Source organism: Kribbella sp. NPDC050241, from assembly GCF_044459685.1.
GTDB lineage: Bacteria > Actinomycetota > Actinomycetes > Propionibacteriales > Kribbellaceae > Kribbella.
The window spans coordinates 52,613-77,817 of record NZ_JBITJE010000004.1 but is presented as its reverse complement, the minus strand read 5'-3'; the positions used below and the strand labels follow the sequence as shown (position 1 = coordinate 77,817).

At 68.7% G+C, this 25,205-nt stretch carries 25 protein-coding genes; 10 read left to right on the top strand and 15 right to left on the bottom strand.

The window, feature by feature from the left end; genetic code table 11:
- The first annotated feature begins 14 nt into the window (after positions 1-14).
- Together ACIBG5_RS20635 and ACIBG5_RS20630 are read left to right on the top strand one after the other, a co-directional pair.
- Positions 15-710, top strand: a complete 696-nt coding sequence (locus ACIBG5_RS20635; RefSeq protein ID WP_396393097.1) for a GAF and ANTAR domain-containing protein — start codon at positions 15-17, stop codon at positions 708-710.
- 70 nt (positions 711-780) lie between these two features.
- On the top strand, positions 781-1,266 hold the full coding sequence (locus ACIBG5_RS20630) for a DUF6328 family protein (protein ID WP_396393096.1): 486 nt from the start codon (positions 781-783) through the stop codon (positions 1,264-1,266).
- A gap of 7 nt (positions 1,267-1,273) precedes the next feature.
- Here ACIBG5_RS20630 and ACIBG5_RS20625 read toward each other — a convergent pair whose 3' ends face one another.
- Together ACIBG5_RS20625 and ACIBG5_RS20620 are read right to left on the bottom strand one after the other, a co-directional pair.
- Positions 1,274-1,858, bottom strand: coding sequence for a TetR/AcrR family transcriptional regulator (locus tag ACIBG5_RS20625; protein ID WP_360454531.1), 585 nt, complete (start codon positions 1,856-1,858; stop codon positions 1,274-1,276).
- A complete protein-coding gene (locus ACIBG5_RS20620; RefSeq protein WP_396393095.1) occupies positions 1,858-2,784 on the bottom strand; it encodes a GTP-binding protein LepA in 927 nt (308 codons plus the stop codon). The genes ACIBG5_RS20625 and ACIBG5_RS20620 overlap by 1 nt, the downstream gene beginning before the upstream one ends.
- 208 nt (positions 2,785-2,992) lie before the next feature.
- Here ACIBG5_RS20620 and ACIBG5_RS20615 point away from each other — a divergent pair, with 208 nt between their 5' ends.
- The gene (locus tag ACIBG5_RS20615) at positions 2,993-3,391 is read left to right on the top strand and encodes a VOC family protein (RefSeq protein WP_396393094.1); all 399 of its coding nucleotides are present in this window, start codon (positions 2,993-2,995) and stop codon (positions 3,389-3,391) included.
- On the opposite strand, the gene ACIBG5_RS20610 is transcribed toward ACIBG5_RS20615, so the two are convergent.
- On the bottom strand, positions 3,385-3,627 hold the full coding sequence (locus ACIBG5_RS20610) for a hypothetical protein (protein WP_360454522.1): 243 nt from the start codon (positions 3,625-3,627) through the stop codon (positions 3,385-3,387). The genes ACIBG5_RS20615 and ACIBG5_RS20610 overlap by 7 nt on opposite strands.
- Before the next feature lie 259 nt (positions 3,628-3,886).
- On the opposite strand from ACIBG5_RS20610, the gene ACIBG5_RS20605 reads away from it, so the two are divergent.
- A complete protein-coding gene (locus tag ACIBG5_RS20605; protein WP_396393093.1) occupies positions 3,887-5,896 on the top strand; it encodes a hypothetical protein in 2,010 nt (669 codons plus the stop codon).
- Positions 5,897-5,916: 20 nt separating this feature from the next.
- Positions 5,917-7,062 (top strand): S1C family serine protease, encoded by a 1,146-nt coding sequence (locus tag ACIBG5_RS20600; protein WP_396393092.1) that lies wholly within the window; start codon positions 5,917-5,919, stop codon positions 7,060-7,062.
- A gap of 4 nt (positions 7,063-7,066) precedes the next feature.
- On the opposite strand, the gene glsA is transcribed toward ACIBG5_RS20600, so the two are convergent.
- The 10 genes from glsA to ACIBG5_RS20550 form a co-directional block, all read right to left on the bottom strand.
- Entirely contained in the window at positions 7,067-8,065 is a 999-nt protein-coding gene (gene glsA, locus ACIBG5_RS20595; protein ID WP_396393091.1) for a glutaminase A, read from the bottom strand.
- Position 8,066: 1 nt separating this feature from the next.
- A complete protein-coding gene (locus ACIBG5_RS20590) occupies positions 8,067-9,863 on the bottom strand; it encodes an SLC13 family permease (protein WP_396393090.1) in 1,797 nt (598 codons plus the stop codon).
- 15 nt (positions 9,864-9,878) lie between these two features.
- Entirely contained in the window at positions 9,879-11,540 is a 1,662-nt protein-coding gene (locus ACIBG5_RS20585; protein ID WP_396393089.1) for an AbgT family transporter, read from the bottom strand.
- Positions 11,537-13,066 carry a leucyl aminopeptidase family protein gene (locus tag ACIBG5_RS20580; protein ID WP_396393088.1) on the bottom strand — a complete coding sequence of 510 codons (1,530 nt, stop codon included), beginning with the start codon at positions 13,064-13,066 and terminating at the stop codon, positions 11,537-11,539. The genes ACIBG5_RS20585 and ACIBG5_RS20580 overlap by 4 nt, the downstream gene beginning before the upstream one ends.
- A 21-nt stretch (positions 13,067-13,087) precedes the next feature.
- Positions 13,088-13,309, bottom strand: a complete 222-nt coding sequence (locus tag ACIBG5_RS20575; protein ID WP_396393087.1) for a DUF1269 domain-containing protein — start codon at positions 13,307-13,309, stop codon at positions 13,088-13,090.
- An 85-nt stretch (positions 13,310-13,394) separates the two neighbouring features.
- Complete coding sequence (locus ACIBG5_RS20570) at positions 13,395-13,907, bottom strand: RDD family protein (RefSeq protein WP_396393086.1); 513 nt, start codon at positions 13,905-13,907, stop codon at positions 13,395-13,397.
- Positions 13,904-14,452: a hypothetical protein gene (locus ACIBG5_RS20565; protein WP_396393085.1), complete on the bottom strand. Its 549-nt coding sequence runs from the start codon at positions 14,450-14,452 to the stop codon at positions 13,904-13,906. The genes ACIBG5_RS20570 and ACIBG5_RS20565 overlap by 4 nt, the downstream gene beginning before the upstream one ends.
- 123 nt (positions 14,453-14,575) lie before the next feature.
- Positions 14,576-17,251 carry a LuxR C-terminal-related transcriptional regulator gene (locus tag ACIBG5_RS20560; protein WP_396393084.1) on the bottom strand — a complete coding sequence of 892 codons (2,676 nt, stop codon included), beginning with the start codon at positions 17,249-17,251 and terminating at the stop codon, positions 14,576-14,578.
- A 176-nt stretch (positions 17,252-17,427) separates the two neighbouring features.
- Positions 17,428-18,261, bottom strand: a complete 834-nt coding sequence (locus tag ACIBG5_RS20555; protein ID WP_396393083.1) for a c-type cytochrome — start codon at positions 18,259-18,261, stop codon at positions 17,428-17,430.
- Between the two features lie 103 nt (positions 18,262-18,364).
- Positions 18,365-18,874 carry a hypothetical protein gene (locus tag ACIBG5_RS20550; RefSeq protein WP_396393082.1) on the bottom strand — a complete coding sequence of 170 codons (510 nt, stop codon included), beginning with the start codon at positions 18,872-18,874 and terminating at the stop codon, positions 18,365-18,367.
- 110 nt (positions 18,875-18,984) lie between these two features.
- On the opposite strand from ACIBG5_RS20550, the gene ACIBG5_RS20545 reads away from it, so the two are divergent.
- Positions 18,985-19,668, top strand: a complete 684-nt coding sequence (locus tag ACIBG5_RS20545; protein WP_396393081.1) for a GAP family protein — start codon at positions 18,985-18,987, stop codon at positions 19,666-19,668.
- Here ACIBG5_RS20545 and ACIBG5_RS20540 read toward each other — a convergent pair.
- Positions 19,657-20,103 (bottom strand): ester cyclase, encoded by a 447-nt coding sequence (locus tag ACIBG5_RS20540; RefSeq protein WP_396393080.1) that lies wholly within the window; start codon positions 20,101-20,103, stop codon positions 19,657-19,659. The two genes, ACIBG5_RS20545 and ACIBG5_RS20540, sit on opposite strands and share 12 nt — an antisense overlap.
- Before the next feature lie 89 nt (positions 20,104-20,192).
- On the opposite strand from ACIBG5_RS20540, the gene ACIBG5_RS20535 reads away from it, so the two are divergent.
- The 3 genes from ACIBG5_RS20535 to ACIBG5_RS20525 all read left to right on the top strand — a co-directional run bounded on the left by ACIBG5_RS20535 (position 20,193) and on the right by ACIBG5_RS20525 (position 22,999).
- Positions 20,193-20,696 carry a MarR family winged helix-turn-helix transcriptional regulator gene (locus ACIBG5_RS20535; RefSeq protein ID WP_396393079.1) on the top strand — a complete coding sequence of 168 codons (504 nt, stop codon included), beginning with the start codon at positions 20,193-20,195 and terminating at the stop codon, positions 20,694-20,696.
- Between the two features lie 111 nt (positions 20,697-20,807).
- A complete protein-coding gene (locus tag ACIBG5_RS20530) occupies positions 20,808-22,028 on the top strand; it encodes an MFS transporter (protein ID WP_396393078.1) in 1,221 nt (406 codons plus the stop codon).
- Entirely contained in the window at positions 22,028-22,999 is a 972-nt protein-coding gene (locus ACIBG5_RS20525) for a quinone oxidoreductase family protein (protein WP_396393077.1), read from the top strand. The genes ACIBG5_RS20530 and ACIBG5_RS20525 overlap by 1 nt, the downstream gene beginning before the upstream one ends.
- Before the next feature lie 264 nt (positions 23,000-23,263).
- Here the strand turns inward: ACIBG5_RS20525 and ACIBG5_RS20520 are convergent, their stop codons facing one another.
- A complete protein-coding gene (locus ACIBG5_RS20520) occupies positions 23,264-23,728 on the bottom strand; it encodes a hypothetical protein (RefSeq protein WP_396393076.1) in 465 nt (154 codons plus the stop codon).
- Positions 23,729-23,909: 181 nt separating this feature from the next.
- Between ACIBG5_RS20520 and ACIBG5_RS20515 the strand changes: the two genes are divergently transcribed.
- Complete coding sequence (locus tag ACIBG5_RS20515; protein WP_396393075.1) at positions 23,910-25,154, top strand: MFS transporter; 1,245 nt, start codon at positions 23,910-23,912, stop codon at positions 25,152-25,154.
- The last annotated feature ends 51 nt before the right edge of the window (positions 25,155-25,205 follow it).

Below are 25,205 nucleotides of genomic sequence, written 5' to 3'. Positions count from 1 at the left end.
CAGGAGCTGTGACCATGATCGACCCGGACGCCAACGACGCGGCGATGGCTTTCGCCCGCCTGGCGGTCGAGTTGCACGACGCCTCGGGCGTGGACGAGACGGTCGACGCCGTCGTCCAGTTCGCCCTGCACGCACTCAACTGCACCTACGCCGGCGTGGCGCTGTACTCCCGTGGATCGCAGGCGGAGATCGCCGCGGTCACCGACCCGGTCGTCGCGGACGTGTACGACCTGCAGCTCACCTCCGAATGTGGGCCGCTGGTCACCGCGCTCCGTGAACGCACCACCGTGCTGATTCGTGACACCACCACCGACGACCGCTGGCCGGAGTGGGCTGCGAAGGTTGCCGCGCTCGGGGTGCGCAGCGTGCTCGACGTACCGATGGTGACTGGTGACGGCAGTCGCTCCACAGTCGGCGTACTCGGGCTTTACAGCCCGTCACCTGACGCGTTCAGTCCCGACGACGAGGCGATCGCCCACATCCTTGCGCGGCATGCCTCCGTCGCCCTCGCCTCCGCGCGGCACGAGGAATCGATGGCGCAGGCCGTCGATGCCCGCAAGCTTGTCGGCCAGGCCATGGGCATCCTGATGGAACGCTTCGACGTCGACGGCGACCGGGCCTTCGCCATCCTCAAGCGCTACTCCCAGGACACCAACACCAAACTCCGCGACGTCGCCCAGCAGTTGATCGACACCCGCGAACTCCCGTAGTACTCGACCTCGCATACGCGCAGGTGACGTGGGGTACCAGACCTGGAAACCACCGGACGATCGGGTAGCCATGACCCAGCCCTACCGGCGCGAGGACGAGAGCTCCGGCGAGCGACTCGACCGGCACTGGAACGAGTTGCTGCAGGAACTGCGGCTGGCCCAGACCGGCACGCAGATCCTGTTCGCGTTCCTGCTGAGCATCGCGTTCCAGAACGCCTTCCAGGCCGCCGACACCTTCACCCATCTCGTCTACGCCTGCACGCTGATCGCCTCGGCGCTCGCGGTCGCCCTGTTCCTCGCACCGATCTCGCTGCACCGCATCGTGTACCGGCAGGGGCTGCGCGATCGGCTGGTGACGATCGCCGACTACCTGCTGCGCGCCGGGCTGGTCTTCCTCGTCACGGCGGTCTGCGGTGGAGTGCTGCTCGCGCTGGACGTCGTCGTGTCCCGACCGGTCGCCATCGGCGTCGTGATCGCCGTACTGGTGTGGTTCCTGACCTTCTGGTTCGTGATCCCGGCGTACGTCCGGCAGACCCGCGAACCGGACGGCGTCTGAGCCGACGTCACTTGGCGTGTGGCGTGGTGAGTGACTCCTCGATGAGGTCGATCATGGCCGCGTGGCGTTTGGTCGCCGTGTCGGCCTGACCCAGGGCGATGATGTCGAGGAAGACGCGGCTGACGATGAGATCCGCGGCGGTCCGCACTCGATCCGGTTCGGCGACGACGTCCTCGGCGCCGCTGAGGATCTCCGCGACCGTGGTGGTGGCTTCGTCGAACAACTCTGCCGCGCGGTCGGCGATCTCGGGACGGGCCTGCGCCTCCCGGAAGACGATGATCCGCGCCGCGCGATTACGTTCCAGCTCCTCGGCCATGGACGACACGACGGCCCGCAACCGCCGGTGAACCGACCGGCCGCGTGCGGCGGTCCGGAGCACCTCACCTGGTGTCGGCCTCTCGTGCACGATGGCCAGCAGGAGATCCAGCTTGGTGGCGAAGTGGTAGAACACCAGGCCGGTCGGTACGCCGGCCTCGTGCGCGATCAGCGCTGTCGACGTCGCGTCGTACCCGCGCTCGGCGAACAGACGCTCGGCCGTCTCGATGATGGCCTCACGTTTGGAGGGGCGCCCGGAAGCGGCGGCGGTCATCATCAGGCCCGTCCCGGGGCGGGCTGGTGATCACCGTCCAGGTCCGCGGCCGCGTGGGCGGCACGACGGAAGGACTCGAACACGTACTTCGGGACCCGCAGACCTCGCCGGTGGGCCCAGAGCAACTCGTGCTCGACCCGCCCGACCTGATCGGCATAGTGCTGAAGATCCGCGTCGTCACCGGTGACGATGCCCAACGCGCGAATCGCCTTGCCGAACTCCAGCCGCTGCTGCTTGTTCTCGGCACCGACCGGGCCGAACGTCGTGCGCCGCAGCGTGCGCACCAGCCACTTCTGCCAGCCGCCCAACTGCGACCAGAGACCACGGGCGGCGATCTGGTAGTACGCGAAGTGCCCAGGCTCCTGGCGGCGGATCGGTGCGACCACGGTTCTCGCGACGGCCCGCTCCCCCAGCTCGAGCATGCCGGCGTGAAGCTTGTTGTAGGCAAGCACCGCCGATCGCTCGGTGGCCAGCCCGGTCAGGTAGTACAGCATCCGGCTGACGTCCTGTACGGCACCCACCCGGCCGAGCGCCCCGAGCAGCTTGAGCCGGAACGACACATCGGTCAGGTTGGGTGTGGTGGGCTCGAGACCGGCCAGGACCTGGAGACGGTCGAGGATCAGGCCGTGGTGCGTCTCCTGCGGCATCCATACGTCTGCGTAGAAATGCTGGTCGACCTCGGGTGGGTCGGGAAGCAGGATGTTGAGCTCGAGAACATTCCGTTCGACCTCGAGCTCGACCCGCGACATGTAGGCCAGGACTGACCCGAACCGCTCGGCGAGCAGGCCGGGCCGCTTCATCGTGTAGTCGACACTGTCGAGCGGGATCGGTGGGTGTTCCTCCCCCAGCCGGTCGACATGGTCGGCCAGCCTCGACTCCTCCCGCCGGGCCTTTCTCCGGCGAGACAAAGACACATCCGCAAGCGCCATGGTCGGCACCTCACTCCATCGACAGGAATGCCCCAAATGCAGCACTGTCGAGCCTAGCAAGATAACTGACTGATCAGTCAGTCAGATCCCTGTGACCTCGCTGACACGTCAGGACACATCAATCGGCGGCCAATACACCACCCGCCAGAGCAGGCCTTTGCCGGGGCCGCGGTGACGTGATCCGCCGGCGGCTGCCTAGCGTGGCCCCATGGCGATCGAACAGCAGGCCCACGTGCGGATAGCCCGTCCCAGCAGGGATCTGACCACCGTCGAGCGGTTCTGGGTCGACGGTCTCGGGCTCAGTGTGATCTACCGGAAGTCCGAGGACGGCCACCATCTCCTGATGGTCGGCTGGCCCGAGGCGGGCTGGCATCTCGAACTGGTGCAGATCGACGGCGATCCGGTGCAACCGCAGCCGACCGAGGAGGACCTCCTGGTCGTCTACCTGGACGGTCCGGTGCCGGACGAACTGGTCGCACGCCTGGTCGCGGCCGGCGGCCGGGTGGTTCCGTCGCGCAACCCGTACTGGGACACCTGGGGCGTCACGATCGCCGATCCGGACTCGTACCGCCTGGTCCTGTGTACCCGGGGCTGGAGTAATCACTGAGCGGTGCTGGATGCGGGGTCGTCGTCGGGCGGGCGGGTCGAGGGGACTTGCAGGACCTCGATGATGTTGATGCCGAGCATGTCGAGGTGGTTGAGGATGCCGGCCAGCGCCGCCTGATCGTCGAGGTGCCCGTGCAGGACTGTCTGCGCCGGCTCGGAATCGGCGGTCATCGAGGGAAAGGCGTCGGTCAGGTCGCGCGACAGTTCGCCCTTGACCCTGATGACGTAATGGCCCATGGCAAGCCCCCTTTCGCGCCCCGTCACCACGACTCTGCTGCGGGCCGGGGCCTTCGGCCTCCCCCGGACAGGGGGAGACCGAACGCGGCCCGGCGTCCGGTAGCCCCGATTCGTGGCGGCAACTCGCATCCCGGTGCGCTGTGTGCTGACGGGATCACTGACGGGCGCGAGGATCACCTGGATCGGGTGACCTCGGCCGCCGAAGTGACGCCAGAGCCGGATGGTGTGGGGAGCGGTACGTCGTGCGCATGCTGTGGAAATGACGGCCCGCGCCTGGAGACGATCCCTGCCGCCACTGCTGTTCGCCTTCCTCACCGTGACGATGCTCTGGCTGCCGGACTCAGCAGCAGCCGGCACCACCGCCTCGCCGGACGACCCCGCCGCGCAAGCACTGGCCGAGCGCTACTCCCCCGTCGTCAAACTGCAGGAAGCGTCGCCGAGGTGCGAGGACGGCGAGCAGTTCCAGCCGACCGACGTCGAGGCCGTGCTCGGCGATCAACAGGTCGCGCTGCGCGGCCCGTGGCGACCGCCGGACCTGGTCAAGACGCAGCCGAGAGGCAAGGACATCAGCCCGGGGTTCCCGGGGCACTTCCTCGACTTCCCGGGTGATCCGCTGCGTCCGGGCTGCACCTACGCAGAGTGGTCGGCGCTGATCAACGCGGTCCACCCGGCCACTGTCTATGCTCATGTCGTCGCGGATCCGGCGTTCCCCGGCAAGCTCTCGCTGGAGTACTGGTTCTTCTACGTTTTCAACGACTACAACAACACCCACGAAGGCGACTGGGAATCGATCCAGCTCATCTTCGACGCGGCGAGCCCCGCGGCCGCGCTGACCACGGAGCCGACGGCGGTCGGATTCAGCCAGCACGGAGGCGCCGAGCGAGCCCGATGGGGCGACGCCAAGCTCGAGGTCGTCGACGGAACCCATCCGGTCGTCTACCCGGCGGCCGGTTCACATGCCAACAAGTACGGCCAACGCTTGTACCTCGGTCGTGGCTCGGAAGGACTGGGTTGCGACGACACCACCCGGCCTCAGGCCGCGATCCGTCCGCGGGTCGCCTATGTACCGCTGACCCGCGCGGACTACCTGCAGGAGTTCCCCTGGCTTGGATTCGAAGGCCGATGGGGCGAACGGCAGCGCTCGTTCTTCGACGGGCCGACCGGCCCGAACATGAAAACGTCGTGGCTCACACCGATCCAGGACGCCGAGGAGACCTGGCGGGACGACAGCGGTACGGTGCCGGCCGGCACGTTGCTCGGTCCGAGCAGCACGGGTGCCTTCTGCGCCGCGGTCGCCACCGGATCCAATCTGGTCCGCGAGACCCTCGACCGGCCCTGGCTGCTGGGCCTGGTACTCGCCGCACTCATCGGGCTGATCTGGTTCGCGGCGAGCCGTACGCGGTGGACCGATGCTGCCCCGCTGCCCGCCAGACGACGGCGGGCCTGGGGTCAGACAGTGGTCGCCGCGCTGCGCCTGTTGCGGCACCGGCCGGGCCTGTTCGCGGGGTTCGCGACAGCGTTCATCGTCCTGAGTCTGGCGACTCTGACTCTCGCCAGGTTCCAGGTGGCCAGGCGCGACGCACCCACCGACCTCGGCGCGCCGACCGACAACGCCCCGGGCTTCTGGGCCTCCTTGACCACCTTGGCCGTCACGATCCTCACGATCGCGGCGTACGTCGTACTGCTCGCGGCCGTCACGAGGATGCTCGACCAGCTGGATCGAGGCGAGTCCGTCACCGCGATGGGAGTGCTGCGCGATGTCTTCTCGCGCCGGCGGCCACTGACCCGGGTGGCCCTGCAGTACTTCGTCGTACTCGCGGTACTCGCCTTCTTCGTGGCGACGATCCCGGTGGCCGTCTACTACGCGGCGAGCCGAGCGTTCGCGATACCGGTCGTGGTGGCGGAGCACTGCTCCGGAGGTACGGCGCTGAGACGCAGCCGGAGGCTCGTCCGCGGCCATTGGTGGCGGACCGCCGTACCGCTCGCGATCATCATCGGGCTGGGACTGGCCGTCGGACCGATCGCCGGGATCGTCCTGCTCCTGGCCACCGATCTGTCGCCCGTCCTGATCAACGTCGTCTCATCGCTGCTCTTCGCACTCGCGATGCCACTCACCGGATCGGCCGTCGCCTACCTGTACTTCGACCGTGCCACATCCGTACCGGCTTCACCTGGATCGGGTGACATGTCCGGCGCCCAGCGAACCTATTCTCGGGTGGGCGACGGGAGCGTCGAGCACGACGTGCCATCGGTGCGCTCCGACTCCTGAGTGGGCCAGAGGAGGTCCAGATGGTCCAGGCCGACAACGGACAGCCCGGTCCGGCAGCCACACCACCGGACGGCCGGGGTCGCTTCCGGCTCACTCGCGGACTGTCCCTGGCGATCCTGGGTGGCGCCGTCGTGGGCGCGTTGATCACCTCCCTCATCTTCGTGCTCGTGGATCGCGACGGAGGATCCGCCAACGCCTCGTCCTCCGCCTCGACCGACGCCAGTACGGCGATGTGCGCGGCGATCCCGGTGGCGAACCAGATCCTGCCGTCGATCGTGACGATCTCGGCCAGCAGCGGCGCCTCGGCCGGCACCGGTTCGGGGCAGATCTTCAAGGACGGCGGTTACATTCTCACCAACGACCACGTCATCTCGGTCGCGGCCAACGGCGGCAAGGTGGCCGTCCAGTACAGCGACGGCACGAGTTCGGACGCCACGATCGTCGGCCGTGATCCCAGCACCGACCTTGCGGTGCTCAAGGCCGCGGATGCCGCGAAGGATCGCCCAGTGATCGAATTCGGTTCGTCCGCTGAGCTGCAGGTCGGACAACCTGTCGTCGCCCTGGGCGCTCCGCTCGGACTCGCGAGCACGGTCACGTCCGGCATCGTCAGTGCGCTGGATCGCTATGTACCGGTGCCAGGCGACGGGGTGACCCATCACCTGATCGGCGCGATCCAAACCGACGCGGCGATCAACCCCGGCAACAGCGGCGGTGCGCTGGTGGACTGCTCCGGCCGTCTGGTCGGAGTGAACGCCGCGATCGCCACGGTCCCGAACGCGTCCGGCGTCGCCGGCGGCGGAAGCGTCGGCCTCGGCTTCGCGATCCCGGTGGACCTGGCGAGCCCGATCGCCGACGAACTCGTCCGTACCGGGGAGCCTGGACATCCGACGACCGGGCTACAGGTCCAGGAGATCCCGCCTGCCCTCGCGAATGCGTCGGGCAACCCGGCTGGTCTCTTCGTCGTCTCGGTCGACCCCGGAGGCCCGGGTGTGAAGGCCGGTCTCAAGGCAGGCGACATCATCACGAAGATCGACGGCCAGCCGGCCCAGAGCAGCGAACAGATCGTCGTCGCGACGCTGACCCGCAAGGTCGGCGACACCATCGAGCTGACCTACTCCAGAGCAGGTCAGACGGCCACCACCACGCTGACGCTCGCCGCGCCCTGAGCCCTTACGACACGTCGGCGGCCGGTGGGACCGGTTGTGAGGCCAGCAGATCGAGGCCGAGGTGACGGGACAGGAAGCGTGCGGTCCATTGGCCTTTGACGCTGTTGCCCGCGTGGTCCAACCGCGGCGCGAAGGTGCCCAGCGCGCCCTTGCCCGGCGAAACGGTCACGATGCCGCCGCCGATCCCGCTCTTGCCAGGAACGCCGACGTCGAGCAGCCAGTCACCAGAGGTCTCGTACAACCCCGCGATCGTCATCACGGCCAGCGTCACCCGGGCGATGTCAGGGTCGATGACCCGTACGCCGGTTGTTGGGCACACGCCGCCGTCCGCCAGCGTGGCCCCCATCACCGCGAGATCCACTGCGGTGACCGCCAGACTGCTCTGCCTGGTGTAGAGCACGGTCGCCTCGACCGCATCGCCGACCAGGCCGCCATCGCTGCGGAGCAACTCGGCGAGGGCACGATTGCGATGGTTCGTCTGCAGCGCGGACTCGAGCACCTCCGTGTCCAGGGCGAGCTCATGACCCGCGAACTGGGACAGGCCGTCGACGATGAACCTCCAGCGGTCCTCCAGCGACGTACCCGGCGTCAGACTCGTGGTCGCGATCGCCCCGGGGTTGACCATCGGATTGGTGCGTCCAGCCGGGGGCTGTTCCACCGCCTGCACCGAGTTGAACGGCAGACCGGTCGCGTTGACGCCGACCAGGTTGCGCACTGCGTCGACACCGATCGCCTGACTGACCAGCGCGAACACGAACGGCTTCGCGACGCTCATGATGGTGAACGGGCTCCGCGAGTCGCCCGCCTCGGCCAACCGGCCGTCGCTGGCCGCGACACATAGGCCGAACGCATCCGGGTCGACCCGGGCCAGCGCCGGGTACACGTCCGACACCGCACCGTCGCCGATCCCGCGGCCCAGCTCGTACGCCGCTTGGACCAGTTCGACGACCGCGACCGTTCCGGGCAGCCCGCCGGTGGATACGTACCTGTCGTCGGCCGGCATGTCAGAACGGCCAGACCAGCGGGATGATCACGAGAGCCGTCAGCAACCACCACAGCATCACCGGGAGGCCGAGCCTCCAGTAGTCGCCGAAGCGGTACCCCGCCGGATTCATGATCATCATGTTCGCGGGAGTCGAGATCGGGGTCAACAGCGCCGCGGCACCGGCGACGGCGGTGAGCATCAGGACCGGCTGCACCGAGGTTCCGGTTCCCTGGGCGGCCGCGACCGCGATCGGTGCGACGATCAGTACGGTCGCGGTGTTACTGACGACCTGGCCGAGCGTGGCCGTGAGGACGAAGAGTGCCAGCAGCAACAAATACGGGCGGCCGGGCCCGACGGCGTCGATGATCACGTCGGCGATCCGGTCGGCGCCGCCGCTGGTCTGAATCGCTGTGGACAAAGGGATCAGCGCGCCGATCAGTACGACGATCTGCCACGAGATCGCACGGTACGCCTGCCGCGGCCCGACCACCCTGGTCGCCACCATCGCCGTGGCAGCTAACAGCCCGGCCAAGGCGGGCGGGACCACACCGGTGGCGAGGAGAACGACCATGCCGGCAAGGATCGCGACGGCGATCGACGCCTTCGAACCCCACGGCACGGCCTGGCGCCGGACGAGATCCGGCGAGTCCACGAGCAGGACATCGCGGTCCCTGGTCAGCTCGTCCAAGGCGGCCCAGGTGCCGTGCACCAGAAGCGCGTCCCCTTCGGCGAGCTCGGTGGGCTGGTTGCCCCGGTCCTTGGCCATCCGTTGCACCGCGATGATCACCAGGTCGTGCGCCCGGTGCATCCCCGGGAAGACCGTCTCCCCGACCAGTGACGACCGCGGCGGGATGACGACCTCGACCACCCCGGCCTCCCCCGTCAGGAGATCGTCGACCGGCGTCGGCGCCATACACACCGCGAGCAGGGAGTCGATCGTCAGGCTGCCCACCTCTTCCGAGGGACCGGTCACCACGAGTACGTCGCCAACAGCAAGAGCGTCGCGCACCCGGGACACTCCGTTCCCGTCCTGGGCTCCGACGATCTGCACACCCGGGTACGGCGTGAGGTCGACGTCGGCCACGCCACGGCCCAGCAACGGCGAGAGTTCGCGGACGCGCAGCCGGTAGAAGCCGTCAGTCAGGGCGTAGTGCAGATCCAGCGTGTGCGCATGCCCGGCCAGGTCGGCCGGCGGGTGCGCCGGGCGTGCGGCCGGGAGCAACCGCGGGCCGAGGAACACCGAGATGGCGATCGTCCCGATGACAAGCGGTACGCCGACGACCGCGAAGGAGAAGAACGGAAAGGCGCCCGCACCGGCATCGCTCGACGCTTCGGACACGATGATGTTGACCGGCGTACCCGTCAGCATCAGCAAGGATCCCGCGCTGCCGGCGAAGGTGAGCGGCATCAGCATCCGCGACGGCGGCTCCCCGATCCGTACGGCGAGCATGACGACCAGCGGAAGCAGCGCCGCGACCGCACCGTTCAACGTGATCAAGGCCGTCAGCAGCGCACACAATGCGGTCACGGCGACGAGCAGTCGGGTCCGCTGCGTTCCGGCGTACTTCACGATCGTCTGACCGGCCCAGGTGGTGACACCGGTCGAGTCGATGCCCTCGCTCACCACGAACAGTGAGGCGATGAAGATGACGACCGGATCCCCGAAGCCCGCGATGATGCCGGGGAAGTCGAGGACTCCGGTCGCCCACAGCGACAGCGCGGTCAGGACCGCCACCAGGTCGACCGGCAGCCGGTTCCATACGAACACGGCGACGGTGAGCCCGAGGATGATCAGGCTGATCGTGCCGTCATCCATTGCGCTCGTACCGCCCTAGCCGAGGTGGACCGGGGCGGACGGCCCCCAGGGAATGCCGAGGACGTACCAGAGCACGTAGAACAGCGTCCAGGTGACCAGGACGATGAAGGTGTACGGCAGCATCATCGACACCACCGTGCCGATACCGGCCTTCTTCCGGTACTTCTGGCAGACGAGCACGATGAACGGCAGGTAGACCATCAGCGGCGTGATGACGTTGACCGGTCCGTCTCCGACCCGGTACGCCGCGATCACCGTCTGCGGCGCGATGCCGAGGCGGTAGAACAGCGGGATGAAGATCGGCGCCAGGATCGCCCACTTGGGGATCACGCCGGGCATGATCAGGTCGATGACCAGCACCAGCAGGATGAAGCCGATCAACAGCGGCAACGCCCCGATGTCGGCACGCTCGAGCAGGTCGGCCAGGCCGGTCGCGGCCAGCGTCGACATGTTCGAGTAGTTGAAGTAGGCAATGAACTGCGCGATCAGCAGCATCAGGAAGATCAGCCCGCCGAGGCCGTTGAACGTCTTGACGATCGCGTTGATGATGTTCGTGCTGCCGGTCAGCGACTTCGAGCCCCGGCCGTAGCCGAGCCCGGCGGCCAGGAACAGCATCGAGATGATGAACAGCAGGCTGCTCATGAACGGCGACGACCCGAAGATCTCGCCGGTGTCGGGGTTGCGCAGCGGAGCACCCGGGATGAAGGTCAGCAGCGAGACGATGGCCACGGCCACCAGCAGGTAGTACCCCGACCACCGCAGTCCGCGCGATTCCAGCGCCATCTCGTCGTCGCTGGGCTGGTGGTCGACCGGCGCGTCGACCGGCGCCTCCGAAGCGTCGTACCTGCCGAGCCTGGGCTCGATCAGGCGCTCGGTGACGATGGTCATGACGATCGCGCAGAAGATCGTCGAGGCGATGCTGAAGAAGTAGTTCTGGGTGACGTTGAGATGTACGTCGGGCGCGACCAGCGCGATCGTCTCGTTGGTCACCTCGGTGATGATGCCGTCGGCCGGTGTGATCAGGATGTTGACGAAGAACGCGGCGCTGACACCGGCGTACGCCGCGGCGATGCCGGCCAGCGGATGTCGCCCGAGCGAGACGAACGCGGCCGCGCCGAGCGGGACGAGCACGAGGTAGCCCGCATCGGAGGCGACGCTGGAGATGCCGCCGAGCAGGACGATGATGAACGTGATCACGCCCTTCGGCGCCACCTTGACCATCTTGCGGATCAGCGCGGCGATCAGCCCGGCCTCCTCGGCCACGCCGACGCCGATCATCGCGACCAGGATCACCGCGACGACGCCGAAGTCGTTGAAGTTCTGGACGGCGGTCGTGAAGATGAAGCGGATGCCGTCACCGTCCAGCAGGCTCTCGGCGGTGATCTTCTCGGTGTGCAACTCGTAGTCGGGTATGGCCGGCGCCGGCGGCGTGTCCGAGCCGGCGACGCTCGACCCGGCCTCGTACTCGGGCATGACCTGCGCGGTCTGGGGCTCGGCGACCTCGGTGGTGACGCTCGCCCCGGTCCAGGCCAGGACCTGCGACAGCACGATCACGATGAAGATCAGGGCGAGGAAGATGATGGCCGGGTGCGGGACCTTGTTGCCGGCCCGTTCGATGCCGTCGAGAACTTTCTGCATCGTCCCCTTCTTGGCGGGCGCCTCCTCGACCGCGCTCATCGCTGCGCCGCCTGACGGCTGTCGCCGGTGGGGGTGGCGAACGCGCGGGCGAACTCGATCAGCAACTTGGTGCCGAATCCGCTCGCGCCCTTGTTCCGCCAGGATCTCGGCGCCGGCAGCTGAGCCGTCCCGGCGATGTCGACGTGCGCCCACGGCTTGCCGTCGACGAACTCCTCGAGGAACAGTCCCGCGGTGATCGAACCGGCGTTGATCCCGCCCATGTTGGTGAGATCGGCGATCGACGAGTCGAGTTGCGACCGGTAGGACCGATGCAGCGGAAGCTCCCACACCGGCTCGTCGGCGAGCTCACCCGCACTCCGCAGCTGCTCCACCACGGCCGAGTTGTTGCCCATGACACCGGCTATCTCGACGCCGAACGTCCGCAGGCAGGCACCGGTCAGCGTGGCGATGTCGACGATGGCGTCGACGGGTTCCTCGGTCGCCAGTGCCAGCGCGTCGGCCATCACCAGACGGCCTTCGGCGTCGGTGTTCAGTACCTCGACCGTCGTACCGTTGCGCATCCGGAGCACATCACCGAGCTTCATCGCGGATCCCGACGGCATGTTGTCGGTGCACATGAGGTAGCCGGTCACTGCCGTCGTACAGCCCAGGGCCTGCAAGGCGGTCATGGAGGCGAGCACGGCCGCGGCTCCGGTCATGTCGTTCTTCATCTGCGCGTGCGACTCGTCGCTCGGCTTGAGGCTGATCCCCCCGGAGTCGTACATGATCCCCTTGCCGACAAGGGCGATCCGGCCGGTGGGCTCGGCGGGCTCATAGCGCAGGCGGATCATCCGGGGTGGCTCGACACTGCCACGGTTGACGCCGAGCAGCCCGCCGCAACCCATCTCGATCAGCTGGTCCTTGTCGAAGACCTCCACCTGCAGGCCGGTCCGCGCACCGACCTCGACCGCGACCTCAGCCATCCGGACAGCAGACAGTGTCGTCGCCGGGCAGTTGGCAAGATCGCGGCCGAGGCAGCACGCCTCGGCGATGATGCGGCCGCGCTCGACTCCGGCAGCGACTTCCGCGGCGTCCTCGTCGGAGGCGACGACCAGGAGCGATTCGAGCTGAGGGGTGTCCGCACCCTGGCCGACGAAGTACCGCCAGCGCGCCAGCAGCACGCCTTCGGTCACCGCCTGGGCGAAGTCGCCGGCCGAAAGACCGGTCGCCCGGGACGGAACCTCGATCGCGAGGCGCTTGTGCCACGGCACCGCGCGGGCGAACTCGGCCGCCAGATCACGCGCGAGCGTGACGTCGACGTGATCCGGTACGCCGGTCCCGACGGCAACCCGGACAGGACCACTTGACCGGGTCTGGACCAGGGTCTGGCCGCGCGTGCCGCTGAAGCCGGCCGAAGCCAGCCCGGCCGCGTCGGTGCCGAGCTCGTCCGGCGGCTCGGTGCCAGAGGCAACTGGTACCGCGAGCGCGTCCGCTTCCTGCTCTGCCTGCTTCAGGGAGCCGACGGTGACCGGTATCCGGTGCCGGGTCGAAGGGATTGGGTCGAAGTCGTCCGGGGTGGCGTTCACGAAATCTCCTCTGACACCTGATCAGGACTGCAGGGCCAGCGTGCCCCACAAAGCGCCGCTGGGCGCCGCGGGCCCGGTCAGGCTCATCGACTGCTGGATCCGAACCTTGCCCTTGGCATCCTTGTAGGCATAGGCGGCATCCTCCCGCTGCAACAGCTGCTGCTTGGCCAGTTCCTCGGTCAGTTGGACGACACGCTCGGCGTCCTCGCGGCTGTCCAGTCCGAGCACCACCAGATGGGTCATGAGGAACTCCTCCATGGGGCGACTGGCGCGTCGGGGTCGCGCGCTGGAGGCAATCCCATCAACCGGGCGTGGCGGCGACCTCCTCCTATTCGGGTGATTTGCCGCCGGCCCGGCTGAGGAAGTCCGACAGCGGGCCGGGGAGCTCCGCGGGCCGCTCGCCCCAGTCGTAGACGACCGCGGTCCCGGCGATCAGGTCGTGCAAGCCGCGATGCTCGCGCTGGAACACGATCAGGACGAGCCCCAGTCCGGCCGCCAGCACGCTCAGGACGGACGCGCACACCCGCAGGAAGGCCCGGCCGGGTCCGATCGTCCCGCCGTCGGACCGCACCACCCGGAGTCCGACGATCCCCTGCCCCGGCGTCCGTGCGGCGACCGCGAGGAACCCGAACGCGTAGGAGAACGCCAGGACTGCGAGCGCGATCGTCGCCCCCGTCGACTCGCGCCGTACCGACACTCCCCAGAAGGCAGTGGTCAGCAGATCGAGGCCCGCGAAGCCGATCGTGAACGACGTGAAGACGATCAGTACGTCGAGTACGGCGGCCGCGAGCCTGCTCACGGCGCCGGCGTAGTGACCCGTGACGGTCATACGCTCGTTCATTCCCGCACCTCGAGCAGGCGTGGGGTCGTCGGCTGCGATCCGATGTCTCTGCGCAGCAAACGGTTCACGACCCGGTCGAGTACGGCGTCCAGCCCGGCGAGTTGCCGGCGGATGAGATCGAGCAGTGAGCCGGCCAACTGGGTCTGGCTCTCGACCACGAGACCGGGTACGCCGGACCGGCGTACGAGGGCCTCGACATCGACCGACCGGAGCAGTTCGTCGAGGTCGACGCCGGCCAGCAGGCGCTGCACGTCGAGCCGCCCGGCCAGCCTGTCGACATCGATCCGGTCGATCAGCCGATCTGGGTCGATGCGGTCCAGGAGGTGGTTGACGTCGACGCGTTCGAGCACGCGGTTCAGATCCAGGCGGTCGAGCACATGGTTCAGGTCCACGCGGTCCAGGATGCGGTTCACATCGATGCGGTCGACCAGGGCGTCGACGTCGATGTGGTCGAGGATCAGGTCCGGCGGAACGGTCTCGACGACCCGGCCCGTGACCTTGCCGGCGAGCCGCCCGAGCGCTGCGACAGGGCGCGGCGTCGTCACCGTGGTCCGGTCCCGCAGCCGCTGTGACGCATCCCGGTGTCCGCCTGTCTGCTCCGCCTGCCAACACCTTCGTCCGCCGCCGAGGCCCTCGGATCACCTGATCCGGGGGATGAATCCAACGCCCTAGTTCGACTGCTGCGTCAGGCCGACGGTGCGGGCGACTCGCAGGGCCGCGGATCGTTTCTCCACGCCCAGCTTGCGATACAGCGACATCAGGTGGGTCTTGACGGTGTTCTCGGTGATGAACAGGGCACGGGCGATCTCGGTGTAGGAGTTCCCGAGCGCGAGCTGGTCGAGTACGTCGGCCTCCCGCGGCGTCAGCCGGATCCGGGCACCGTCGATCACCGCGTCCAGGCGGCGGGGTGGCGGTACCTGCGCGTCCGGCCGGACCCGCGCCAGGAGCGACGTACCGCCGACCTCGCTCCAGGCGGCCCGGTAGGACGACAGCTGCTCGAGCGTGGCGGCGGCGAACGGATGGGGGTTGGGCCCGGCGACATGCCTGTGCAACCGGTCGAGGAAGTCCGGTTCGCGGCCGACCGGGGTGAGCGCGTACAGCATCCGCTGCGGCGTGGCCCGGTTCAGCGTGTCCACCAGCGCGGCGTCGGCGGCGGCCTCGTCGCCCATTCGCGCCAGCAGGACGGTCCGGAACGAGGCGGCCGCAGAAGCCAGCGGAGGGTAGACGTCCGGCCGGTTGAGGGCCTCGTCGACCAGCTTCAGCGTGGTCTGGACGTCACCGCGGACGATCGAGGTGATGGCCCGGATCAGGTCGGCCTCGGACGTGTTGCCGGTCCGGTCGAGTACGTCGCACTGCGTCTCGGCACCGGTGTGGTCCCCGACCATGGTCGCCATCCGGAACCGCAGCAGGGCCAGATCCCGCGACAGGAACGACGGCAGCGGCCCGGCTGACGCAGGATCGGTGGTGAGCTCTGTCAGCGCCTCCTCGAGCCGGCCCGCCTCGAGGAGAAGCACCGCTCGCAGGATGGCGCGCAGCCCCGAGACCACCGTGTCGGAGCCGGCCACGTCCGTCGCCACCACCAGCTCGTGCTGGCGCCACGCGCTGTCCAGGTCCAGATGACCCAGCGCCGCGAAGCCCAGTACGACGTGCGCGCGGACGGCGTACTCCTGGGGAAGCCCCTGCTCGCCGGCCGCGTCGAGGGCGGCCTGTGCCGAGCCGGCCGCGTTCTCCACCTGGCCGCGCGCGTACTGCACGACGGCCCGGTGAGCCAGTCCCCCGCCGATCAGCCGCCGATGGCCGGCCATCCGCGCGGTGACGAGTGCCTCGTCCAGGTGGCTGAGCGCGGCGTCCAGCTCGTCCGCCCACGTCTCCGCCGCCGCGAGCTCGATCAGCAACCAGGCCAGCCGCTCAGGTCCGAGTACGGCGCGCGGCCGGCCATAGGCGTCCGTGGGATCGAGCGCCAGCAGGGTTCTCGCCCGTCCGATCGCGGCGTGGACGTCGTGCCAGCCGTAGCGCGATTCCCACAACCGCAGCAGTACGGCGTCCGCCTCCAACGCGTTGTCGTCCGGTGTCACCGGCTGCGGGTCTGCCGCGCACGCGAGGTCGTCCGCCGATGCCGCATCCATGATCGCGCCGGTCACGTCGCCAGTGGCACGCCGCAGCAGCCCACGGACGCCGATGAGGTGCGGATGCTGCTCGACATAGCCTTCCGGAAGGCTCTCGAAGCCGTCCGCGACGAGGCTCAGGTCGCCGGCCGCCAGGATCGCCGGCCCATGACCGAGCAGGATGCGGGCGACCAGCGCCGGGTCAGCGGCGCCGAGCGCGGCGCGCAGGGCGCTGCCGCCATCGCCGCGGTTCTCGTAGTACAGCGCCGACCGATGCTGCGCCGCGGTGACGATCTGTGCGTTCTCGCTGTGGCCGGCCACCCGCCGCCGGAGCAACTCGACGAGGAGCGGGTGGAACCGGTAGAGCGGCTCGCTGCCCGGATCGTCGGCGTACGCGGTGATCAGCAGTCCGCTGCCGGCGAGATCCCCCAGCATCGCGCCGGCGTCCGCATCGCCGCTCAGCATGGCCGCCTGGTGTCCGGTCACCGACGCGGCCCCGAACGTGCTCAGGAGGACTGCCTGGACCCGCTCGTCGAGGGTGCTCAACGTTTCACCCAGGAGCAGATCGAGCACCGGCTGCTGGTTGGCGAAGGACCACCCGGTGTCCCCGGAGGCGGCGAGCGTTCGCGCCGCGAGCACCAGGGCGGCAGCCCAGCCCGCTGTCCGCTCCTGGAACAGCTGGACGTCCGCGGCGGTGGCGTTCGAGGCATGGGCCTGGACGAGCTCGGTGGCCTCGGCGTCGGTGAAGCGCAGATCCCGTGACCGCAAGGTCAGTGCCATCCCGCGCAGTTCGAGCTCGGACACCGGCAGCGGCAGGTCGTACCGGCTGGCCAGCAAAAGCCGGACGGCGTGCGGCGACTTCTTCAGGATCTGGGCCAGGCCGGTAACCGTTGCCGCAGGCAGCAAATGGGCGTCGTCGATGACGATCGGATCCGGCGGTGTCGCCACGTCGGGACCGGCCAGATGCTCGAGGGCTCCGGCGAGCGCGTCCGGCGCCTGCCCGGGCACCCACAGCACCGACTGGCCCGACCGCCTGCGGCGCGCCACCCAGTCCGACAGCAGCACCGTCTTGCCGGTACCGGCCGGCGCGATCAGCATCGTCAGCGGCGACCGTACGCCGAGATCGAGGGCAGAATGCAACCGCTCGCGGGCCACCAGAGTCAACGGTGGCCGCGGGATGCGACCCGACGCCGAGGGCTGGGACTGCTGCTGCACTCGGTCGGGCTTCAGGCTCGTCACACGCGTCGCCCCTCCCCCTGGCTGGGCGGCTCTGCAGTTGGACTGTTCGATCCTGCGTTCCCAAAAACCGAGACTAACCGGTCTACGGCGATTCCGGCAGATGCTGAGCACGGCATGTCGTCCGGTTTCTGGACGCACGCAAGCGTTTGCATCGCTCGCCCGCGCGCCGGTGGACCTCAGGCGCGAGGAACTTTCGCCCCGATCCATACCGCCACTGCTATGAGCGCGCCGATTCCGACCAGCCATCCCCACAGGCCCTCGGAGACGGGGCCGAGCCGTCCCAGCCCGAAGCCGCCCGGGTTGTGCTGCTGCTGGAGGCTGACGACGTACGCGATGATGGCCCGCTTGTCCTCGGGGAGGAGCACCGCGTCGGAGAAGACCGGCATCTGTTGCGGGCCGGTCAGCATCGCCTGGTAGAGGTTCTTGGGTGACGTCTCCATCAACGACGGCGCGTACTTGCCGTTCGGCAGCGCGCCACCGCTGCCGGCGAAGTTGTGACAGGCCGTGCAGTTGGTCCGGAACAGCTCACCGCCGCGGGTGACTTCCTCCTGCGTCGCGTTGCTGACGTCGTAGTACTCCTCCGGCGGTATCGCGGGCCCCGGTCCGAGAGAGGCGACGTACGCCGCCAGCGCCGCGATCTCCTCCTCGGTGTACACCGGAGGCTTCGCCGGTATCTGGGCACCGGGCTGCGTCGCGGGCATCCGCCCCGTGCCGACCTGGAAGTCCACCGCGGCCGCGCCCACGCCGATCAGTGAGGGTCCGGTGAAGTTTCCCTCGCCGTCGGCCCCGCCCTCGGCATGGATGCCGTGGCAGCTCGCGCAGCCGACCGCGAACAGCTTCCGGCCTTCCTCGATCTGCTGGGACTGCGGTCCGTCGGCACCCATCGCGCCGTTCGGCACCAGTACGGCGTACGCCAGGCCGACCGTCACCAGCGCGGCACCGATGAGCAGTGCCCTGGCAAGTCGGCCTCGGCGCAACGGCCGTGCGCCCGCGCTGTCCGCACTGCGCATCTCCGCTCCTCCCGGCTGCCGCCCGACCAGCAGACACGATGCCGCGTCTGCCGGGATCACCCGATTCGGGCGATTTCTCGTCGTAAGTCTCTGCCTTGAACCCTCAGCGTGCGTCTCGCTTGGCCTGGCGGCGAGCGCCGGCGGCACGGGTGGACGCGTCCTTCTTCAACCCTCCGGTGGTCTTGGTCGCCCGCCGGGACGCCACCGACCCGGACTGAGCGGCGGGGACAGGCTGGGCGGCAGCGCGTGCCGCCGGAGCGGCGGACTTGGCCGAGCGCGCCGCTTCGAGCCGTTCGCTGCGCAACTCCATCGACGATCGCCTCGCGGCCGCAGCGACCGCCCGGCTCACCTGCGCCAGCACTGTCTCGAACAGCTCCGCCTTGTCGCGGTCCCGCTGGTTCTTCGGGTAGGACAGGCCGCGTCCGCCCGCCTTCGCCACACTCGCGCTCGCACCACGGCGATAGTTCTTCACGTACTTCGTTCGAGCCCGCCGGATCCGCTGGTGCAGCTCGAGGAGCTCGTCCTCGTCCAGGCTCTTCAACGCGTCCCGCTCCGTCTCGGCCACAAGCAGCCGCTCGGCCTCGGTCAACGAGTTCAGCAGGCCTTGATTCATCGCCGCCTCCCTAGGGCACGACTTTGATAGTGGCGCGTCGTCGAGCGGTTGGTCAACGTTCGCGGTGGCGATCGGGCATGATGTGCGTGGGCCCAGCACTGTTGGGGGTGGTGACTTTGTGGCAGGTCTTCGGCGCCGTACTGCCGCAGGCGATGGGGATCGCCCTGAGCCCGGTGCCGATGATCTGCATCGTGCTGGTCCTGATGTCGAGTGGACCGATCCGGGCCGGTCTGAGCTTCTTCGCCGGCTGGGCTGTGGCTCTCGCGATCGCGACCGGGCTCGTGGTGATGCTGACGGACGCGGTCGCCGAGGACGGCAGCGAGGGCGCGCGCGACGGCGTGGACCTCGTCAAACTGGCGATCGGTGTGCTGTTCGCGGTCCTGGCGGTCCGCTACTGGCGCAAGCGTCCGCGGCCCGGTGAGCCACCGCCCCGCCCCGCCATCGTCGACAAGATCACGACCCTCTCCGGGCCGGCTCTCGCGCTGACCGGCGCCGGCGCGGCCCTCGCGAACGTCAAGAACCTCCCCCTGGTCATCGGCGCCGGCGCCCAGATCGGCGGCTCCCCTCTCACCCTCGGCGAGCAACTCACCGCCGCCGCCCTCTTCGTCCTCGCCGCGTCCCTGACCGTCCTCCTTCCCCTCCTGGCAGTCGTGATCGCCGGCCCACGGAGATCCGCCCCGGCCCTGGCATCCCTGGAGCAATGGCTCCTGGCCAATCTGAACACGATCCTCGTCATCCTGCTGGCCGTCCTGTCCACGGTCCTGATCGGCCAGGGCCTCGACCTATTCCGCTGACGCTCCGAACCGAGGTACGGCTCCTAGTTGCTGCAGGAGATCCAGCAGCGTCGCCACGCCCCAGTGTTCGGTGATCTTGCCGTCGACGACGCGCATCACGTCGACGGTGTAGAAGCTGACCTTCCTGCCGGTCGGCGCGATGCCGAGGAACTCGCCCCGATGGGTGCCGTGGTACGTCTTGTACGTGGTGACAAGGTTGTCGGCGGCAACCTGCCAGTGAATCTCGGGAGAGAAGTCCGGGAACGCTTCGCGGATCCCCAGGTAGAGCCCCTTCACACCGGCCTTGTCGGCCCCGGCGCCCGGCTGAGGCGTGTGGTCGACGAAGTCATCGGACCACAGTTCGTCGAAGAGGTCCCAGTCCCCTCCGCCCTGCACTTCGAGACTGTTCCGGCGTACGACGGCGATCGCCGCGTCACCGACTGCGCTGCTGCCCATGTCCGGCTCCTTGCCAGCAAATGTTTGTTTGTGCAAGCATCTTACCGGTTCCTTTGCTGGAGCAAGCAAATTCGCGCTAGCCTGAGCCGATGGCCAGACGCCCTGCACTCCCAGCCGGCCTCGAGCCGCTGTCCCCCGCGGAGGACGCGGCCTGGCGGGCGCTCGCGCGCGCCGTCCTGGTGATCCCCCGGGTCCTCGACGCAGATCTGCTGCAGAAGGAGGGCCTGAACGTCACGGAGTACAACGTCTTGATGAACCTCTCCGAGGCGCCCGAACGGTCACTGCGGATGCGGGAGTTGGCGAACTACGTCTCGATCACCATGAGCGGCCTGACCCGCGTGGTGGAGCGCCTGGAACGGCAGGGCCTGGTCGAGCGGGTGCGGGCCACCGCCGACGGCCGGGGCCAAGTGACCGTCCTGACCCCGGACGGACTGAAGCGCCTGCAGAAGGCGTGGCCGGTCCATCTCGCGAGTGTCCGCCGGAACGTGATCGACCATCTCCAGGGCGTCGATCTCGAGGCACTCACCGCCGCGCTCACCGAGGTCGCCTCGATCGAGCTCGGCCCACCGGTACGACGCGCCAAGCACACCTGACCCACCCGGCCGCCGCATCCAGGGGCGGCGTCTGCTCTCCCGGTATTTGTTTGTGCCAACAACTACTGTCTATAGTTGCTTGCGCCCGCCCACCTAGCCGCTGGAGTCCCGATGTCCGCGATCGTGCAGAGACGTGGAGCAGCACCGACCGACCGGCCTTCGACCAGGGCCTGGCTCGCGGTGTCCTCCCTCGCACTGGTCGCCTTCGTGATCGTGACGACCGAGTTCATCCCGGTCGGCCTGCTGCCCAACATCACCGAGTCCCTGCACGTCTCGCTCGGCCTCGGCGGGTTGATGGTGCTCGTCCCCGCCCTGACCGCCGCGGTGTCCGCGCCGCTGCTCTACCTCGGCGCCCGCTCGTACAACAGGCGGCGGCTGATCGCCGTACTCGGTGGACTGGTGGTGGTTGCCAATGTCATCCCGCCCTTCGCGTCCAACCTGACCGAGATCCTGCTCGCCCGGATCCTGCTCGGAATCGCGATCGCCGGCTTCTGGACCGTCGTACCGCCACTCGGTCCGAAGCTGGTCGGCGAACGCCTCGGTACCCGCGCGCAGTCGATCGTCATCGCCGGGGTTTCGGCCGGCACCGTCGTCGGACTACCGGCGGGACAGTTCCTCGGCAACGCGGTCGGGTGGCGGGTCACCTTCGCGGTCGCGGCCGCGGTCAGCGCTGTCGTCGTGATCGCGCAACTCGTCTTCCTGCCGGACATCCACCCGGAGGCCACCACCCGGGCTCGCGACCTCGGCCGGGTGTTCCGGAGCGGGACTGCCCGAATCGGGCTGACCGTCACCGTGATCGCGTTCGTCGGTCAGTTCGCCGCGTCGACGTACCTGACCCCGTTTCTGGAAGACTTCGCGCACCTGGGCGGCGGATCCGTGAGCGTCGTCTTCCTGGCGTACGGCGTGGGCGGCATCCTCGGCACCCTGATCGGCGGAGCACTGGTCGGCCGCAGTCTGGTCTTCAGCCTCGTCGGCGCCACCGGAATCATCGGCGTGATCGTGCTGGCCATGCCGATCCTGCATCCGGCTCCGGCCGTGGTCGGTGTACTGATCGTCGGTTGGGGCCTGGTCTGGGGCGTCATACCGCTCGCGGCACAGCTCTGGCTGCTGCAAGCCGTGCCGGACGGCCAGGAGGCGGCCGCCTCGATCGCGGTCGCGACGATGCAGGTCTCGATCGCGGGCGGGTCAGCGCTCGGCGGCCTGCTGGTCGACTCGACCAGCCTGCGGACCGTGTTCGTCACCGCGGGCGCGGTACTGATCGCCGCCGCCGTGATCGCCGCGACCGAAGGCGTCCGGCAGAACAAGAACCCTGTTTCGACGAAAGGATTGTGATGAGTGCGGTCGTGCGGATGTACAAGCCTGGGGGACCTGAGGTTCTGCAGTACGAGTCGGAGGAAGTGGCCGAGCCTGGCACTGGCCAGGTCCGGGTCAGGCAGCAGGCCATCGGAGTGAACTTCGTCGACACCTACTTCCGGAGCGGCGCCTTTCCCCTGCCAACGTTGCCGGCGGTCATCGGCGGCGAAGGTGCGGGAGTGGTCGACGCGGTCGGAGCCGGCGTGGACTCGATCTCTGTCGGGGACCGGGTCGGCTACTACTTCTCTCCGGGCGCGTACGCCGAGACGCGGTTGCTCCCGGCAACGGATGCGATCCCGCTCCCGCACGACCTCGGTTCCGAAGAGGCCGCATCCCTGCTCGCCAACGGACTGACCGCCTGGGGACGGCTGCATCGAGTCCATGCCGTCAAGCCCGGTGAGATCGTCGTGGTCACCGGCGCGACCGGTGGCGTCGGCTCACTCCTCGCACCGTGGGCTCAGCACCTTGGCGCCACCGTCATCACGCCCGTTGCCAGCGACGAGCGAGTCGCGGCCGCGCAGGCTCTCGGACTGAAGCATGTTGTGGTGGCGGGCACCGGGCAACTCGCCAAGGAGGTCTCCGCAGCAGGTGCGGGCGCCGACGTTGTCTACGACCTCGTGGGTCGCGCGACCTTCGACGAAGCGGTAGCGGCCCTGCGAGACGGCGGAACGCTCGACCTCATCGGCACCGCCTCCGGGGCGCCCGACATCGATGCCTCCGCGCTCGAGAGGCGGCGAATCCGAGTCACCAGATCAAGCACCGGCGACCATCTCCCGGACCGGGCCACCCTCCTCCAAGCCAGCGAGGACTTGTTCCGTGCCTGGCGCGAGGGCGTCTTCGGCACCCGCCCGATCCGCACGTACCCACTGTCCAAGGTTGTCCAGGCGCACCAGGCGTTGGAGGCCGGCTTCTCAGAGGCCGCAATCGTCCTCCTGCCGGACAAGACCTAGGCGGAATCCGGCTCCGACGATTCCTTGGCCCTGGGATTGTCGCGTGGCGGTGGGTCCGTGGGCCTCTCGCGATGCCATCGGAGCGTCAGTCGCTGGATGAATGAATGACGTTTTGACCGTCGGTGCCGTGCATTGTCAGCAGTCATTTCTGACCACCTTCCCCGTTAATTTCCAGGCACCATACCTCCGCTCGCAGCCCAGAAGCATCGCCCCGGAGCATCTAGTGACGTTGAGTGAAAGCTGTCACGGTACGGAACTGCCGCCTCAACCGCTGTCCGCCTCGAGGTCTGTGGCGAGGCGAAGGAGGTTCTCGGCGACCGCCGCGCAACGCTCCTCAGCGTGGGATCGGGCCGATCCGGCGTACCGAAGCCGTGCGGAAACCGTGAGCGGATCGGATCGGACTTCGACCAGGCATCCCCCTGGTCTCGGCTGGACTCTGACGGACAGCCGGATCCAGCCACCCAGGCCGCTCCGCAGCCGCAGAACGAACTCGTGCGGCGGGTCCCACGCCTCGACGACCGCGATGGTCAGATGCCGATCGTAGGAATGTCTGCCATGCGGTTCGCGATCGGTGGCCTTCCGCACGACCGCGCCGACGTACGGCCATTTCGGGTCGATGTGCCCCACCGGCGGTACGGCGACGATCCACGCACCGAACAGACTCGCATCGCTCACGACGGCCATGACGGACTCGGCGCCGACCGCGCCGAACCGCCAAGCCATTACCACGTAAGCACTCTCTGTTCGCGAGACACACGGCGCTGAGTCGAAGTACGCGCCGAAGGCAACGAGTCGGCCGTCAGCACTCTAGCGGACCCAGTGACCACCTCGAGCTGCTTTGAAACCAGAGCGGCCCCCCGACTCGCCGCACCGGGTCGGTGGGCCTCGGGGGCGGGGTAACTTCGTCCTTATGACCCGCTCCGCCGAGTCCGCTCGTCCCGATCCGGCGGACAGACCCGCGACGTACGGCGAAGTGTTCGCCGTAGCGGAGTTCCGGTGGATGTGGGGCGCCCAGCTCGGGTCCGTGATCGGCGACCAGTTGGCTCGGGTCGCGCTCGCGGTGCTCGTGTTCGACCGGACGGGGTCGGCCGGTCTGTCGGCCGTCACGTACGCACTGACGTTCCTGCCGGACATCGCCGCCGGCCCACTGCTGTCGTGGCTTGCGGACCGCTTCCCGCGGCGCCGGGTGATGGTGTGGTGCGACGTCGCCCGAGCCGCGCTGGTCGCGTTGATGGCGATTCCTGGAGCGCCGATCTGGCTGCTGTGCGTGCTGCTGGTGGCCGTTCAGTTGCTGGCGGCACCATTCCAGTCCGCTCGGGCGGCCCTGTTGCCGGACATCCTGAGCGGCGACACCTATGTGCTGGCGAGTTCGGTGTCGAATGTGACCGCACAGGCCGCACAGCTGGCCGGTTTCGTGACTGGTGGCACCTTGGTGGCTGCCTTCGGGACGAGCCAGGCTCTGGCCGTCGATGCGGCCACGTTCCTCCTGTCCGCGGTGCTGGTCCGGCTCGGTGTCCGGGACCGCCCGTTGCCTACGGCCTCCAGTTCGGCGGACCGGGTCAGCTGGTGGGGTTCGTTGTCGGCTGGTGCTCGCTTGGTCTGGGGCGATCGACAATTGCGCTACCTGATCGCGCTCGCCTGTGTGGCGGGCTTCTACGTGAGTGTCGAAGGCCTTGCCGCGCCGTACGCCGCAGTCGTCGGCGGAGGGCCGCTCGCGGTCGGCCTGCTGCTCGCCGCGAACCCAGCCGGCCAGATGGTCGGCATGCTGCTGCTCACCCGACTCGCCCCCGCACGTCGATTGGCCCTGATGGGACCCCTGGCTGTCGGGTCGTGTGTCCCACTGATCGTCTGTCTGATCCACCCCGGTCTCTGGGTGACGGTCGCCCTGTGGGTGGTCTCGGGACTGTGTTCGTCGTACCAACTCGCCGCGAACGCGTCGTTCGTGCTGAACGTGCCGGACGCGCAGCGGGGCCAGGCCTTCGGCTTGGCCCGCACTGCGCTCATCGTGTCGCAGGGGCTCGGCGTCCTGGCCGCCGGCGCCGCGGCAGACCGGTGGCACCCCGCGTCGGTGGTAGCGATCGCGGGTGCCCTCGGGACTGCCGCTGCGCTCGGCGCGGCCATCGGCTACCGGCGTACGACGACTTCGCCGCACTAGCTAGGGTTGTGGGGGCAGGACAGCGTGGCTGCTCAGTGCCAGTCGTTGTTG